The organism is Streptomyces sp. NPDC048441 (assembly GCF_043200235.1).
GTDB lineage: Bacteria > Actinomycetota > Actinomycetes > Streptomycetales > Streptomycetaceae > Streptomyces.
The window spans coordinates 77,889-92,263 of record NZ_JBICXM010000003.1; the positions used below are offsets into that span (position 1 = coordinate 77,889).

Here is a 14,375-nt window from a genome sequence, read left to right on the forward strand (position 1 = left end):
GTCCTGGCACCCCCCAGCAGCCGCAAGGCTGACCTCTCCAGGATCCCGCCGGTCGACCGGCCCCGCAATTCGCCGACGCCGCCGACCCCCGGCTGACAGCCGCCCCGCCTCCCTGTCAGCCCCTGTCAGCCCGCGGGCCGCCCCCTGTCAGCGGGCCCCGGCATCGTCTTGTTCATCGAGAACGACGAGGGCCTGAACGACGAGGGCCTGAACAGGGCCACTGGCCACGGAGGAGAACACGATGTCGTACGCCATCAAGGCCGAGGGTCTGGTCAAGAAGTACGGGGACTTCGTCGCGCTGGACGGTGTCGACCTGGAGGTGCCCGCCGGGAAGGTGATCGGGGTGCTCGGGCCGAACGGCGCCGGGAAGACCACCACCGTGCGGATTCTGTCGACGCTCCTTCGTCCCGACGCGGGGCACGCCACCGTCGGGGGGCATGACGTGGTCAGGGATCAGGTGCGGGTCCGCGGTCTCATCGGGCTCACGGGGCAGTACGCCTCCGTGGACGAGGAACTGTCCGGCGCCGAGAATCTCGTACTCCTCGGGCGGCTGCTCGATCTTTCGCGGCGGGACGCCAAGGCGCGCGCCGTCGAACTGCTCGAGCAGTTCGAGCTGACCGAGGCCGCCCAGCGGCCGATCAGCACCTTCTCCGGCGGGATGCGGCGCCGCCTCGACCTGGCCGCGAGCCTGGTCGGACGGCCGCAGGTTCTCTACTTGGACGAGCCGACCACCGGGCTCGACCCCCATGCCCGCAAGGAGGTCTGGGCGGTCGTGCGGCGGCTCGTCGCCGATGGGGCCACCGTGCTGCTCACCACGCAGTATCTGGAGGAGGCCGATCAACTGGCCGATTCCATCACCGTGTTCGACCGTGGCCGCGTGGTCGCCGAGGGGCGTCCCGACGAGCTCAAGCGGCGGGTCGGCGGCCAGACGCTCCAGGTGCGGCCGACCGCGGCCCGGGATCTGGATGCCGTGGGCAGCATTCTCGCCGAGCTCACCGGAGCGGTCCCTCAGCGGGATGCGGACAACGGGGTGCTTACCGTGCCGGTTGAGGACCCGATGCTGATTTCCGCCTTGGTCAGGCGGCTTGATGGGGCCGGGATCACCGCGGACGAGCTGGGGCTGCGCCTGCCCAGCCTGGATGAGGTCTTTCTGGCGCTCACCGGAAAGACCGCCTGAGCTGTCCGCCGGAAATGCGGCGAGAGACCTGCGGGCCGGCGGGGGCTGGTCGCGCCCACGCGGCGGAGCCGCATGTGTCACAGCCCCGCGCCCCTTACGGGGCACAGTGCCCCCGCCCACGCCCCTGACTCCCCAACTCCCCCCGTACCACGACCGAAGGGACCCGATCATGAGCACCGCCATCACCCCCGCCAAAGCCGCCCGGCACAGCCTCGCTCTCGCTGGGCGTGGTGTTACCAAGTTCATCAAGTCGCCCGCACGCCTTGTCGATGTCGTGCTTACGCCCATCGTGTTCCTGCTGATGTTCGTCTACCTCTTCGGTGGCGCCATCGCAGGCGGTGGCACCCACGCCTACCTGCAGATGATCACGCCCGGCATCATGGTGATGACCGTCTTCCAGGCCAGCATCGGCATCGGCGTCTCGCTCAACGCCGACTCGAGCACCGGGATCTTCGACCGGTTCCGCAGTATGCCGATCGCCCGTTCCGCTCCCCTGATCGGAGCCGTGCTCGCCGACGTTGTCCGGTACGTGGTCTGCCTCGGTACGCTCGTGATCCTCGCCCTGGTCATGGGCTACCGGACGGACACCAACCCGCTCGCCGCGCTGGCCGCCGTCGGCGTGCTCATCGCCTTCGCCGTCAGCTTCTCCTGGATGTCCGTCTACATCGGCATGTTGGTCAAGACCCCCGGTTCGGTGCAGGGCCTGATGACGGTCCTGGTGCTTCCGCTCACCTTCGCCAGCAACGTCTTCGTCCCGGACCGCACCATGCCGGGCTGGCTCCAGGTCTGGTCGGACATCAACCCCGTGAGCCTGATGGCCGACACCATGCGCGGTCTGCTCAACGGCGGCGAGGTCGCGGGGCCGCTCCTCGGCAGCCTGGCCTGGATGGTCGGTGTGGTCGCCGTCTTCGCCCCGCTCGCGATGCGGGCCTATCGCAAGCGTGCCGCCTGAGCGTCACGTGGCACGACCAGTCACACACCACGCCCCATCACCACGCCCCATCACCACGCCACCGGCTGACCCGCCTCCTCGGTCAGCCGGTTCAGCGCGTCCGCCCTCGGGAGCCCGGCACCCCTGCCGTACGCCTCCCGGTAGCCCTTCTCGCCCAGCAGCCCCGCCAACTCCTCCACCAGCTCCCGCAACTGCGGATCCCCGTCGTCGAACACACCCCGGATGACCTGGCTCGTCCCCAGTACGGTGGCCGCCCCCGCCGCGTCGCCCTCCAACAGGAGCAGCCGGGCCAGGAGTTCGGCGGCCTGCGCGATGTCGGCCACCTCCCCACGGGCGAACGCGCCGCCCACCGCCCTCGGCAGCAGCTCACGGGCCCCGGCCGCATCGCCCCGGGCCAGCAGGTTCGCCGTCCTGGCGCCCGCGATCAGGTCGCGGGCCATGGCCTCGGGCAGGGTGAGGCGGCCGGCGAGGGTGTCCAGGCGGTCGAGGGTCAGGCCCGCCTCGTCCAGGTCGCCCGACCTGCGGTGCAGATCCGCGAGGCTGAACAGCATCTCGGCCTCCATCCGCCGGTAGCCCCGCTCCTCGGCCTGCCGCCGCGCCGCTTGGATGTCCCGCAGGGCGCCCTCCCGGTCGCCGCCCCGCAGCCGCTCCGCCGCGAGCCTGGCCCGGCTGTTGAAGATGTCGTCCTCGACGCCGAGTTCGGTACTGACGCTCACCGCCCTCTCGTACGCGGCGATCGCATCCCCGTGCTCACCGCGCAGGGAGTGGTCCCTGCCGACGGCGAGCAGCACGAGCCCCAGGCCCCAGCGGTCGCCCACCGCATCGAAGCCGCGCAGGGCCTCGCGGCGGGAATCGGCGCCCGCGGGCTGCTCGCCCCGCCCGGTGAGCACGAAGTCCCGCGCCCAGTGCGCGCTCGCCCGCACCCACGGGTCCGGCCGCTCCGACGCCCGCCGGAGCCAGCGCTCCCCGAGGTCGGCGTTGTCCGTGAGGAACGCGATGAGCGGGATCCACAGCGGAAGGGCCGGGTGGAACCCGTCGGCGCCGGTCCGGTCACAGTCCTCGATCAGCGTGCGTACGGGCACGTCGCCGGAGCCCGAAGACTCCGGAGTGCCCGGAGCGCCCGCCATCAGCCGCACCACGCGGAACGCGGCCCGCGCCTGACCCGGCAGGGCGTCGTCAAAGGTGAGGACCTCCGCGAGGAACGTCTCGAACTGGGTGCTCATCCCCCTGATCCCCCAGTACCAGAACAGCGCGCCCACGAACCGCGACGCGAGGACCGCGTCCCCGGCCTCGACCGCCGCCCGCAGCGCGGAGACCAGGTTGTCGTGCTCGGCGTCGAAGAGCGCGATCGAGCGGAGCTGGTCGCCGGTGCGCAGCGCGGGCTCGTACTCCTCGGCAAGGGCGAGGAAGTACGCGGTGAAGCGGGCCGCGACCGGAGCGCCGTCACCGGATTCGGCGAGCCGTGCGGCGGCGTAGGCGCGTACGGTCTCGGACATCCGGTAACGCGGCTCCTCGTAGCCGGACTCGGCCACGTCCACCAGGGACTTCTCCACCAGCGAGCCCAGCACGTACAGCACGTCGTCCGTAGGCAGTGAAGCGTCCGGGCAGACCGCCTCCAGGGCGGCGACCCTCGCCCCGCCGGGAAACATCGACAGCCTGCGGGCGAGTATCCGCTCGGGCTCGTCGAGAAGGTCCCAGCTCCACTCGACAAGGGCGAGCAGGGTGCGTTGGCGCGGCAGCGCCGTCCTGCTCCCCGAGGTGAGGAGGCGGAACCGGTCGTCGAGGCGGCGCGCGATCTGGCCGACGCTCATCGAGCGCAGCTTGGCCGCGGCAAGCTCCAGAGCGAGCGGCAGGCCGTCGAGGCGTCGGCAGATCTCCACCACGGCGTCCACGGTGGAGGCGTCGAGCACGAAGCCCGGCCTGACGCCGGAGGCCCGGTCGGTGAACAGACGCACCGCGGCCGAATCGGCGGCCTCCGCGAGCTCCGGGGTGCCGGCGGGCACACCGAGCGGACCGAGGTGACAGAGTGCCTCGCCGGTGATGGCGAGGGGTTCCCTGCTGGTGACCAGGATCTTCAAGTGCGGGAGTTTCTCGAGGAGTTCGTACGTGAAATCCGCAGCCGCCTCGACCAGGTGCTCACAGTTGTCCAGTACGAGGACGGCGTCGCCGACATCGAGCACCTCGGTCACGCGGTCGCCCGGCACGCCACCGTTGGCGACAGCGCTGAGCGCCGCGTGCACCGCGTCCGTCAGCTGGTCCGGGGTGCCCACGCCCGCCAGCGGCACGAACCACACCCGGCCGCGCTCGTACGCCCGGTGCCGGGTCACGGCTTCGAGCGCGAGCCTCGTCTTGCCCGCGCCGCCGGGCCCGACGAGCGTGACCAGGCGGGACGCGTCCATGAGCCCTGCTATCTGCTCCAGTTCGCGCTCCCGCCCGACGAAGCTGGTCAGACGTGCCGGGAGGCGGACCGGGGCGGGCACGGGCTCCGGGCGGCCCGCCACGGGCCGCTCCAACTCGCCGCGGAGCAGGGCAAGATGGACGTCCTTCAGTTCGGCCGACGGGTCTACGCCGAGTTCGTCGTCGAGCCTGCCCCGCATCTCCTCGTACACCGCGAGGGCATCGGACTGACGGCCCGCGGCGGACAGCGCGCGCATCCGCAGGGCGGCGACGCGCTCGCTCAACGGCCGCTCCAGGCCCGCCGATTCGAGGTCCGCGAGGACATCTGCGTACCGCCCGATGCGCAGTTCCGCGTCGAAACGGTCCTCCGCCGCGGCGTCCCGTATGTCGTCGAAGCGGGTGGCGCAGGCGCGGGCGAAGGGGGCGTCGAGCACGTCGGCGAGCGCCGCGCCACGCCACAGCGCGAGTGCCGCGCCGAGCGTCGACGCGGCCTCTTCGGCGCGACCCGCGGCCAGTTCGCGCCTGCCCTGCCCGGCGAGATCCTCGAAGCGGAACGCGTCCACGTCACCGGCGCCCACCGGGAGCCGGTAGCCGCCCGCCACCGATTCCACCGTGCCGGTCGCCGCCCCGCGCAGGGCCTTGCGCAGCCGGGACACGAGCGCCTGCAAGGCGTTGGCCGCGTCCGCCGGGGGGTGCTCGCCCCACAGCCCGTCGACGAGCGTGTCGACGGAGACCGGACGCCCCCCTTCGAGCGCGAGCCTGGCAAGCAACATGCGAAGCCGTACGCCACCCATGTCGACCGGCGTCGCGTCATCGGCGGTGGCCCGGACGGGCCCGAGCAGAAAGACCTTCACTGGCAGACCTTCACTGGCTGACCTTCCCTGGCTGACCTTCACAACAGGTTCCTTGTCGCTGCTAGATGAAGAAGCTGTCGTGCTTGACCAGGAACTCGCCGAACTCCTTGCCGCCCTTCTGGGCCATCTCCGCCACCTGCTCGAAGTACTCCTCGCGCGGGGCGCCCGGCGAGAAGAGCATGATCATGGAGGCGGGGTCGTCACTGTCGTTCTTGAAGGCGTGCAGGCCGCCGACGGGGACGTAGAGGAAGTCGCCGGGGCCCCCGGTGATCCAGCGCTCGCCGTCGTAGAGCTGGACCTGGCCGGACAGGACGAAGAAGGACTCCGAGATCGACTTGTGGAAATGAGTGGTCGGGCCGGGGGCCTTCGGGCCCATGTCCACCTTGTAGAGGCCGAATTCGCCGCCGGTGGAGGCGTGCGTCGCGAGGTAGTGGGTGCGGTTGCCGCCGGGGCGGACCAGTTCCGGCTCCGTGTCGGCAGGCCTGAACACCGCGTTGACTTCGCCCTCATCACCGAGATAGCGCGGCTCCGGGTAGGACATGTTCGCTCCTTCGTTCGTGACGCTGCCAGTTGTCGTCCACCGGGGTTGACTTTATCCACCGCGGCCTCTGCCACCCTGTTAGTAATACGAAAGGGAGCAGGCGTGAAGTTAAGCTGAGCTACATGCTTGATATGCGGCGTATGCAGGTCCTGCGGGCAGTGGTCACCAGCGGCTCCGTGACCGCGGCGGCACGGAACCTCGGGTACACGCCCTCCGCGGTCAGCCAGCAGATGGCGGCCCTGGAGAAGGAGGCGGGCATCGCCCTCCTGGAGCGCACAGGACGCGGGGTACGGCCGACGGATGCCGGGCGGCTGCTCACCGAGTACGCGGTCACGATCGGCCGGCACATCGCCGAGGCGGAGACCGCGCTCGCCGAGCTGCGGGCCGGGCGGACGGGGCGGGTCTCCATGCGGTACTTCACTACGGCGGGCGCGGCCCTCGTCGCTCCCGCGCTCGCCTCGCTGCGGCGCGCGTACCCCGCCCTTCAGGTGGAGTTGAAGCTGTCCGACCCCGACGACCCGATGCCGGCGGTGCGGGACCGGCAGGCCGACCTCGCCCTGGTGGTCAGGCCGCCTGGCCAACTGGGCGTGGACGGCGTCCGGTTCGAGCATCTCCTCGACGACCGCTACCACGCGGTGCTGCCCGAGGGGCACCCCCTTGCCGCCGAGGAGGTGCTCGACATGGCCGACCTCGCGGATGAGCCGTGGGTCGCGAGCGAGTCCCCGGGGCCCTGCCTCGACCCCATCCTCGATGCGTGCGGGGCGGCCGGTTTCAGCCCGGACTTCGTGGTGGAGAGCGGGGACTACGCCACGGCTCAGGGCTTCGTCGCCGCGGGCCTCGGCGTCAGCCTGGTCCCCGAACTCGGCCTCGGCGTCCCGCACTCCGGGGTGGTCGTCCGCGAGGTCCACCACCCGGTGCCGATCCGGTCCATCTACGCGGCGGTACGGGGTCCGGCCCCGTACCGCCCGGCAGTACGCGGCCTTCTCGACGCGTTGGCTCAAGCCGCGGCCGGGGGTGGCGGTGCGGGCGGTGCCACCTCGGCCGCCCCGCGCTAAGGTCAGGAATCAGACAGAGCCTGCATGACATGGGGGAGGCGGCCGCCGATGGCGCCGGACGAGGCTGTGATCGGCTGTACCGGTGAACTAGTCACCGGTACGCGCGGATCCGCGGGGCCGGGTGAGGTCCTGGTGCGGATCCGAGGGGGATCCGAGACGTTTCTGGCCTGGTCCGACGAGCCGCTCCCGCACGGAGCGGCCGTGCTCGTGATCGAGTCGCGGGGCAGCCGTCAGGTCGATGTCATCAAGTGGGCGGACCCGTTGGAGGCGTTGACCGGTGATGGTACCGGCAGCGCCGGTTGAGGAGTCGATCGATGTTCGGTTACCGCGTTCCCGCCCCCGATGAGGCGATGCTGATCTCCGGAGGCAGGCGAGGCCTCGGGGGCGCCCCGTTCCGGGTGGTGACAGGGCACGGCAAGTTCGTGCTGCCCGTCTTCCGCAAGACCCGTTTCCTTACGCTGTCCATGTGCGAGGCGGAGGTCGCCGAGACCTGCGTGACCCGGCAGGGCATCGCCCTGACCGTGCGCGCCGTCATCGCCTTCAAGGTCGGCAACGACACGGAGAGCATCGTCAACGCGGGCCAGCGCTTCCTGTCCGACCAGGACCAGATGTCGCTCCTGACGGGCCGGATCTTCTCCGGCCATCTGCGTTCCATCATCGGCTCGATGACGGTCGAGGAGATCGTCACCGAACGGCAGAAGCTCGCCACGGAGGTCCTTGACACCTCCAAGGCCGAGATGGCGAAGATCGGCCTGCACGTGGACTCGCTGCAGATCCAGTCGATCGACGACGGCGAGACCGGCTACATCGAGGCGATGTCCGCCCCGCACAAGGCCGCCATCCAGCGCCAGGCCCAGATCGCCCAGGCACAGGCCACCCAGGCCTCGTCCGAGGCGGAGCAGGAGGCCGCCCGCAACCAGGCCGAGTACGCGCGACAGACCGCCATCGTGCAGGCGCAGTACTCCGCCGAGGTCGAGCGCGCCCAGGCCAAGGCCGCCCAGGCGGGCCCCCTCGCCGAGGCGCACGCCCAGCAGGAGGTGCTCGACGCGCGGACCGAACTGGCCGAGCGCGCCGCCCAGTTGCGCCAGCAGCAGCTGGTCGCGGAGGTCGTGAAGCCCGCCGAGGCCGATGCCGAGCGCATCAGGGTGCTCGCCGTCGCCGAGGCCGAGCGGATGAAGATCCAGGCGGAGGCGGCGGCGTCGTACGACCGTGTCGCGCTCGACCGGATGCTGATCGACCAGCTGCCGCTGATCGTGAAGGAGGCGGCTTCGGGCCTCTCCGGCGCGAACGTGAACGTGCTGAACGGCGCGGACGGGCTCGGCGAGATCGCGGCCGGGCTCGTCGGGCAGGGCCTGACGATCCTGGACTCGGTACGGAACAACCTCGGTACGCCCGCGGCCCAGGGGCAGGGCGATCGCGAGACGCCCGACATCAGGCAGCTCCTTGGCGGGCCTGCCGGGCAGCGGGGCAAGGGGGACGGCGGCAGCAAGAGCAGCGACGGTCCGGTCGAGATCGAGTAACCAGGACCTGGCTTCGCACGGCGGCGGCATTCACATACGTACTGCTACGTACTGCTACGTACTGCTACGTACTGCTACGTACCGCCGTGCGAAGGCATCCCCGGCAGGAGATGATCGACTCCATGGACGTCACCCTGCACCTGGCACAGGAGCCGGAAGCCGATGAGCTCCTCGGCCGCAGCCCGCTGGCCGCGCTCGTCGGGATGCTGCTCGATCAGCAGGTCCCGATGGAATGGGCGTTCGCGGGCCCGCATACGATCGCGCGGCGGTTGAACGCGGACGATCTCGACGCGCAGGAGATCGCTGCGTACGACCCCGATGAGTTCGCGGCGCTGCTCTCCGCCAAACCGGCGGTGCATCGCTATCCGGGGTCGATGGCGAAGCGGATCCAGCAGCTGTGCGCGTACCTCGTGGAGCATTACGAGGGTGACCCCACCGCCCTGTGGGAGGGGCCCGCCTCCGGCAAGGAGGTCCTGGAGCGCCTCAACGACCTCCCCGGCTTCGGCAAGCAGAAGTCCCAGATCTTCCTGGCCCTGCTGGGCAAACAGCTGGGCGTGCGGCCCACGGGGTGGCGCGAGGCCGCGGGGGCTTACGGCGCCCCCGACGCGTACCGCTCCGCGGCGGACATCACGGGGCCGGAATCCCTCCAGCGGGTCCGCACCCACAAGCAGCAGCTGAAGGCCGCGGCGAAGGCCTCCGGCGGGTAGCCCGCGGCCGGCCTCACCGCCCCGTTCCCGGGCCCGGCATCCTCCTCACCGAACAAGCCTTTCCCACCCTCCCCCAAGCTCTAAAGGAGCAGGGGGGACCCCCATCCAAGCTCTAAAGGAGCAGGGGGGACCCCCATCCCGATTGCCCCGCAGTGGGCGGGTGATCCCGTTACGGACGGCGGGTGCGGGCGATGGAGAGATGTTCGCCGCCGCAAGGTGGGAGATGGCCCCAGCCGCCGGACCGCTCCGGGGCCGAAGCACCCACGCGGCCACCGGCCGACAGCGAGGACGGACATACCCCGGCGCCGCCCCGCCCCCACAACAGACCGAAGGCGCACCAGCCCCGCAAGGCCCCCTCCCTCGTCAGCCCCACGCCCCGTCCGTAGCCCATGAGGGCGGATCTGGGCGTCGGGGAACACCAACGGGGTTCAGGCGGGGGACATGAATCCTCGTGAGCCGCGTCGCGTCGCCCCGCCCCTCGTGGCTCAGAGCTGCCTTCGTCCTGCTGGCCCTCCTCGGTACCGTCCTCGCCCCCTCCGTCTCCGCCGAAGCCGCCCCCGCCCCCGCCCCACCCGCGGCCGTCTCGGCCGTCTCCACCGAACTCACCGGCGAGGCCCATCAGGACACCGCCGACAGCGCCCTCCGCGTACCCACGAGACGTCCCGCTCCCCTCACCGCCCGAGCCGCGGGCCACCGGGACCCGGAGCCCCGGCACCCCGAGCACCGCCCGCACCTCGGCCTCCCCGCCCCACGCTCCGTCGTCCTCCGCTGCTGACAGTCCCCGCCCCGGACTGACCACCACCCCGCCAAGCAGCAGCGACCCGAGGACAGACACCCATGCCCATCGACCCGTACGCGGCCCTGCACGCCCTCCTCCGCGCCGAAGCCGTACGCAACGCGCCAAGCCCCGACCCGGCACCGGCCCCCACCCCGGCTCCGGCCGAGACGGACGACCAGGAGAAGAACGAACACTGACCCCATCGGCGCAGACGCCGGCCTCAGCGTCTGCGCCGAGCCGTCCCGAACACCGACCGGGTGATCTCCCGCCCGATCTGCGACCCCAACGACCGTGCGAGGGACTTGAACATCCCGCTCCCCGCCACCTGCTCCACCACGGACTCCGGCTTCTTCGCCCGCCGCTCCGGCGGGTCCGTGGCGGGCTCCGGGGCGGCAGCTGCCGCCTCCGCTTCCGCCTTCGCCTGACGTGCGGTCAACTTCTCGTACGCCGACTCCCGGTCCACCGCCTCCGCATACCGCCCGTACAGCGTCGACCCCTTCACCGCCTGCTCGAGCGCCCCCGCCTCGACAGGCCCCATCAACGACACCGGCGCCCGCAGCCGCGTCACGGCGACCGGCGTGGGCGCGCCCTTCTCGCTCAGTACGGTGATCACGGCCTCGCCCGTGCCGAGCGAAGTCAGGCTCCGCCGGAATCCTCGCCTCCGCTCGTCACCCCCATGACGGGCGGAGACCCGTTAGAGGGGTTCGCGCTCCCCGTCGTGGACGACATCGGCTGGCTCTCGCTCACTTCGGCCCCTGTTCCAGGCTCACGTGTTCCCGGTTTGCCCCGAAATCCGGTGTCATTTCCCAGCGTCGCACTCCGTCGCCATGGCTGCGCCCGGGGAGCCTTGCCCGGTAGGCTTTCCGTGTGATCTTCAAGCGCATCGGAAACGGCCGGCCGTACCCCGACCACGGCCGGGAAAGCACCCGGCAGTGGGCGGACGTCGCGCCGCGCCCGGTCCGCCTCGATCAGCTCGTGACGACCAAGGGCCAGCTGGACCTAGAGACGCTCCTCGCGGAGGACTCGACGTTCTACGGCGACCTTTTCGCGCACGTGGTGAAGTGGCAGGGCGACCTCTACCTGGAAGACGGGCTGCACCGCGCGGTCCGCGCCGCGCTCCAGCAGCGCCAGGTGCTGCACGCCCGCGTACTCGAACTGGGCTGACCCGCGGACGGCAGCCGTACCGCCGGGCCCTCGCGCCCGCTTTGGCCCTTTCGGGTTGCAATGAACCCAAGTCAATGATCATTTAGTAGGCATCACGGCGTCGCCGCACTACGCTGCGCCCATGAGCATGCTCACTCCCCCTGGCATGGGCGGCAAGTACCGCATCACGGGTAGCAAATATCCGCGTATGCGCCGAACCCGTGGCCGCCGCAGGATCGTGCTCGCGGTGATCGCGTCCGTCGCCGCGGTCGGCCTGATCGGCTGGGGAACACTGCAGCTCATCGACGTCTTCACGGGTGGCGGCGACAAGGCCACCGCGGCGAGCTCGCGCGGCGACTGCGCGGCCGGGCCCGGACCATCGGCCAAGCCGCCCGCCCCGAAGGCACTGCCCAAGCCGGGCCAGATCAAGGTCAACGTCTTCAACGCCACGCCCCGCGGCGGACTCGCCAAGGACGTCGCGGCCGAGCTCAAGAAGCGCGGCTTCGCCATCGGCAAGGTGGACAACGCGCCGAAGACGTACGACAAGAAGGTGAAGGGCACCGGGATACTGCTCGGCGCCAAGTCCGCCACGGACACCGCGCTGCCGGTGCTCGGCACGCAGCTCGCGGGCACCGAGAACCGGACGGACGCCCGCAAGGGCGGCGAGGTGGACCTGATTCTGGGCGCGAAGTTCAAGGATCTGGCAAAGAAAAAGGACGCCGACAGCGCTCTGGCGGTACTCGCCAAACCCAAGCCGACGCCCTCGCCGTCCAACGACCAGAAGGACTGCTGAGCGCTACTCGGCGGTCCCGTACATCCGGTCCCCCGCGTCGCCGAGCCCCGGCACGATGTAGCCGTTCTCGTTGAGCCGCTCGTCCACCGAAGCCGTCACGACCGTCACCGGCGTGCCCGCGAGCTCGCGCTCCATGACCTCGACGCCCTCGGGCGCCGCGAGCAGCACCACGGCGGTGACGTCGTCCGCGCCGCGCTTGATCAGCTCCTGGATGGCCGCGACGAGCGTGCCGCCGGTGGCCAGCATCGGGTCGAGGACGTACACCTGGCGCCCGGAGAGGTCCTCCGGCATCCGCGTCGCGTACGTCGAAGCCTGCAAGGTCTCCTCGTCGCGGATCATCCCGAGGAAGCCCACCTCGGCGGTCGGCAGGAGACGGACCATGCCGTCCAACATGCCAAGACCGGCGCGCAGGATCGGCACGACCAGGGGGCGCGGGTAGGACAGCTTGACGCCGGTCGTCGGGGTGACCGGCGTCTCGATGTCGACCTGCTCGGTGCGCACGTCCCTGGTGGCCTCGTACGCGAGCAGGGTGACCAGCTCGTCGGCGAGGCGCCGGAAGGTCGGGGAGTCGGTGCGCTTGTCGCGCAGCGTGGTGAGTTTGTGCGCCACCAGCGGGTGGTCGACTACATGAATCCGCATGGCATCAACAGTATCCGCGCCGAGGGCCCCCGAACTCGCTCGCGCTGGCATCAAACCCGCCGGACGGGGGAAAGTGGACGTACGGACGGACTGGGGTGGTGTGGCCTATGCCGGACGAAGAGCCGGAGCACGACCGCGAGACAGAAGCCGAGCGCAGGCGTCGCCGCGCCCAGTTCCTGCACGAACGGGCGGAAGCCATCGAGCTCCGCGACCGCGTGAAGCCGCGCCGCGCCCGAGCGGCACGGATGCGTCAGCAGATGCGTATGCGCACGTTCCGCTGGTAGCGACCACCTCTCACGCGGGCCTCGGGAGCCCGTCAGGAAAACGCGACGCGGACACAGCGGGCGGAAGACCTCTCCTTGAGCCGTTGTTTCTGCCACGATTCCGAGTGGGCGGGGCTTGGAGCAGCACTCCCCCGCTCCCCGAACTCGCCGGGGGGACACCCAAACCGTCAACCGGCACTGTCTATGACCAGTGGGAGAGTCACGGTGTACTTCGCCGCACTGCTCGCGCGCACCGAAGACGGGTGGGAAGCGAGCGACACGGAGCTCGACGATGTGGAGACCCTGTCGGATCTGACCGACCTGGCCCGCGAGGCCACGGCCGGCAGCGCTGAGGACGACACCGTCCTCGTCTTCATCGAACAGGAGGGCGCCTGGTTCGGCGTCGTCCGTGTGGACGGTGAGGAGGACCCTCGTATCTACGTCTCGGACGCGGCCGCGGCCGCCCGAAGCTCGTACGGCGAGATCCTGCTCACCGACGAGATGCTCGGCCGTGAGCCGGGCACCGACGACCCGGGCGTCGACCTGGACGCCCTCGACCTGGACGGCACGGAGGACGGCGAACCCACCGACTCCGACGCCGCCCCCGATTCCGCCGCCGCCGATGACGACACAGGAGGCGACGCGGACGACGCGGTGCCTGCCGGGCCGCTCGGCGACTCGGAGCTCCTGAGCGACCTCGGCGTGCCCGAGAAGGAGCTGCTCGGCCTCGAGCCCGGCGACGCGCTCAGCGACATCGCCGAGATCCTCGGGGCGGCGGAGGTGCTCGAGACCGTCCGCTAAGCCTGTCCGCCAGGCCTGTCCGCTAGGTTCCCCGTGTGAACGACGGGAAAGACCAGGCCGACCCCATCAACCAGACACCCGACTCCGCACCCGACCCTGTACCCGACCCCCTGCGCGACCGCTGGCGAGCAGCCATGCGGCTTGCCCTGGCCGAGGCCGAACTGGCCGTCCAGGGCGGCGATGTGCCCGTCGGCGCCGTCGTACTGTCCCCGGACGGTACGACGGTGCTCGCGGCGGGCCACAACGAACGCGAGGCGACCGGCGACCCCACGGCGCACGCGGAGGTCCTCGCCGTCCGCCGGGCGGCGGCGGCGCTCGGGGAGTGGCGTCTCACCGGCTGCACGCTGGTCGTGACCCTGGAGCCGTGCACGATGTGCGCGGGCGCTCTCGTCCAGTCCCGCGTCGACCGTGTCGTCTACGGAGCGCGTGACGAGAAGGCCGGCGCCGCGGGCTCGCTCTGGGACGTCGTACGCGATCGAAGGCTCAACCACCGCCCCGAGGTCATCGAGGGCGTCCTCTCGGAGGAGGCCGCCGAACAGCTCACCCGCTTCTTCCGGGACGGCCGACGCGGGCACTGAGCAACTGACTGAGCAGCTGTCGGCCAAACGGATTTCGGACCACAGGGCACCTTGGGCTAGAGTTCCTCTCGGTAGCGTGTCCGAGCGGCCGAAGGAGCTCGCCTCGAAAGCGAGTGTGGGGAGACTCACCGTGGGTTCAAATCCCACCGCTACCGCTTTTAACACCCCTCTGAACTG

At 70.9% G+C, this 14,375-nt stretch carries 16 protein-coding genes, 1 tRNA gene and 1 pseudogene; 14 read left to right on the plus strand and 4 right to left on the minus strand.

Annotated elements, in window-relative coordinates; translation table 11 throughout:
• Positions 1 to 241: 241 nt before the first annotated feature.
• The gene (locus tag ACGFSB_RS08270) at positions 242 to 1,177 is read left to right on the plus strand and encodes an ATP-binding cassette domain-containing protein (protein WP_393395987.1); all 936 of its coding nucleotides are present in this window, start codon (positions 242 to 244) and stop codon (positions 1,175 to 1,177) included.
• Between the two features lie 169 nt (positions 1,178 to 1,346).
• Positions 1,347 to 2,129: an ABC transporter permease gene (locus tag ACGFSB_RS08275; RefSeq protein WP_393395989.1), complete on the plus strand. Its 783-nt coding sequence runs from the start codon at positions 1,347 to 1,349 to the stop codon at positions 2,127 to 2,129.
• Positions 2,130 to 2,179: 50 nt separating this feature from the next.
• Here the strand turns inward: ACGFSB_RS08275 and ACGFSB_RS08280 are convergent, their stop codons facing one another.
• Together ACGFSB_RS08280 and ACGFSB_RS08285 are read right to left on the minus strand one after the other, a co-directional pair.
• Positions 2,180 to 5,380 (minus strand): BTAD domain-containing putative transcriptional regulator, encoded by a 3,201-nt coding sequence (locus tag ACGFSB_RS08280; RefSeq protein ID WP_393395992.1) that lies wholly within the window; start codon positions 5,378 to 5,380, stop codon positions 2,180 to 2,182.
• A 61-nt stretch (positions 5,381 to 5,441) separates the two neighbouring features.
• The gene (locus ACGFSB_RS08285) at positions 5,442 to 5,921 is read right to left on the minus strand and encodes a cupin domain-containing protein (RefSeq protein ID WP_393395995.1); all 480 of its coding nucleotides are present in this window, start codon (positions 5,919 to 5,921) and stop codon (positions 5,442 to 5,444) included.
• Between the two features lie 122 nt (positions 5,922 to 6,043).
• Between ACGFSB_RS08285 and ACGFSB_RS08290 the strand changes: the two genes are divergently transcribed.
• The 6 genes from ACGFSB_RS08290 to ACGFSB_RS08315 all read left to right on the plus strand — a co-directional run bounded on the left by ACGFSB_RS08290 (position 6,044) and on the right by ACGFSB_RS08315 (position 10,178).
• On the plus strand, positions 6,044 to 6,976 hold the full coding sequence (locus tag ACGFSB_RS08290) for a LysR family transcriptional regulator (RefSeq protein ID WP_393395998.1): 933 nt from the start codon (positions 6,044 to 6,046) through the stop codon (positions 6,974 to 6,976).
• 48 nt (positions 6,977 to 7,024) lie between these two features.
• Positions 7,025 to 7,279, plus strand: a complete 255-nt coding sequence (locus ACGFSB_RS08295; RefSeq protein WP_393396001.1) for a hypothetical protein — start codon at positions 7,025 to 7,027, stop codon at positions 7,277 to 7,279.
• 11 nt (positions 7,280 to 7,290) lie between these two features.
• Complete coding sequence (locus ACGFSB_RS08300; RefSeq protein WP_393396004.1) at positions 7,291 to 8,496, plus strand: flotillin family protein; 1,206 nt, start codon at positions 7,291 to 7,293, stop codon at positions 8,494 to 8,496.
• 122 nt (positions 8,497 to 8,618) lie between these two features.
• Complete coding sequence (locus ACGFSB_RS08305; RefSeq protein ID WP_393397000.1) at positions 8,619 to 9,203, plus strand: HhH-GPD-type base excision DNA repair protein; 585 nt, start codon at positions 8,619 to 8,621, stop codon at positions 9,201 to 9,203.
• 451 nt (positions 9,204 to 9,654) lie between these two features.
• Entirely contained in the window at positions 9,655 to 9,978 is a 324-nt protein-coding gene (locus ACGFSB_RS08310; RefSeq protein WP_393396006.1) for a hypothetical protein, read from the plus strand.
• A 62-nt stretch (positions 9,979 to 10,040) separates the two neighbouring features.
• Positions 10,041 to 10,178, plus strand: a complete 138-nt coding sequence (locus tag ACGFSB_RS08315; RefSeq protein WP_393396009.1) for a hypothetical protein — start codon at positions 10,041 to 10,043, stop codon at positions 10,176 to 10,178.
• Positions 10,179 to 10,201: 23 nt separating this feature from the next.
• Here the strand turns inward: ACGFSB_RS08315 and ACGFSB_RS08320 are convergent.
• Positions 10,202 to 10,621: pseudogene (locus ACGFSB_RS08320) on the minus strand (helicase HerA-like domain-containing protein); the annotation flags it as partial.
• Positions 10,622 to 10,848: 227 nt separating this feature from the next.
• On the opposite strand from ACGFSB_RS08320, the gene ACGFSB_RS08325 reads away from it, so the two are divergent.
• Positions 10,849 to 11,145, plus strand: a complete 297-nt coding sequence (locus ACGFSB_RS08325; RefSeq protein WP_003955420.1) for a type II toxin-antitoxin system VapB family antitoxin — start codon at positions 10,849 to 10,851, stop codon at positions 11,143 to 11,145.
• 121 nt (positions 11,146 to 11,266) lie between these two features.
• Positions 11,267 to 11,917 (plus strand): LytR C-terminal domain-containing protein, encoded by a 651-nt coding sequence (locus ACGFSB_RS08330; protein ID WP_393396012.1) that lies wholly within the window; start codon positions 11,267 to 11,269, stop codon positions 11,915 to 11,917.
• Positions 11,918 to 11,920: 3 nt separating this feature from the next.
• Here ACGFSB_RS08330 and upp read toward each other — a convergent pair whose 3' ends face one another.
• Positions 11,921 to 12,556 carry a uracil phosphoribosyltransferase gene (upp, locus tag ACGFSB_RS08335; RefSeq protein WP_135331553.1) on the minus strand — a complete coding sequence of 212 codons (636 nt, stop codon included), beginning with the start codon at positions 12,554 to 12,556 and terminating at the stop codon, positions 11,921 to 11,923.
• 95 nt (positions 12,557 to 12,651) lie between these two features.
• On the opposite strand from upp, the gene ACGFSB_RS08340 reads away from it, so the two are divergent.
• The 4 genes from ACGFSB_RS08340 to ACGFSB_RS08355 all read left to right on the plus strand — a co-directional run bounded on the left by ACGFSB_RS08340 (position 12,652) and on the right by ACGFSB_RS08355 (position 14,353).
• Positions 12,652 to 12,840: a hypothetical protein gene (locus tag ACGFSB_RS08340; protein WP_393396015.1), complete on the plus strand. Its 189-nt coding sequence runs from the start codon at positions 12,652 to 12,654 to the stop codon at positions 12,838 to 12,840.
• A gap of 204 nt (positions 12,841 to 13,044) precedes the next feature.
• Positions 13,045 to 13,620 carry a hypothetical protein gene (locus tag ACGFSB_RS08345; RefSeq protein WP_393397002.1) on the plus strand — a complete coding sequence of 192 codons (576 nt, stop codon included), beginning with the start codon at positions 13,045 to 13,047 and terminating at the stop codon, positions 13,618 to 13,620.
• A 134-nt stretch (positions 13,621 to 13,754) separates the two neighbouring features.
• The gene (gene tadA, locus ACGFSB_RS08350; protein WP_393397004.1) at positions 13,755 to 14,198 is read left to right on the plus strand and encodes a tRNA adenosine(34) deaminase TadA; all 444 of its coding nucleotides are present in this window, start codon (positions 13,755 to 13,757) and stop codon (positions 14,196 to 14,198) included.
• Positions 14,199 to 14,268: 70 nt separating this feature from the next.
• A tRNA-Ser gene (locus tag ACGFSB_RS08355) sits at positions 14,269 to 14,353 on the plus strand.
• The last annotated feature ends 22 nt before the right edge of the window (positions 14,354 to 14,375 follow it).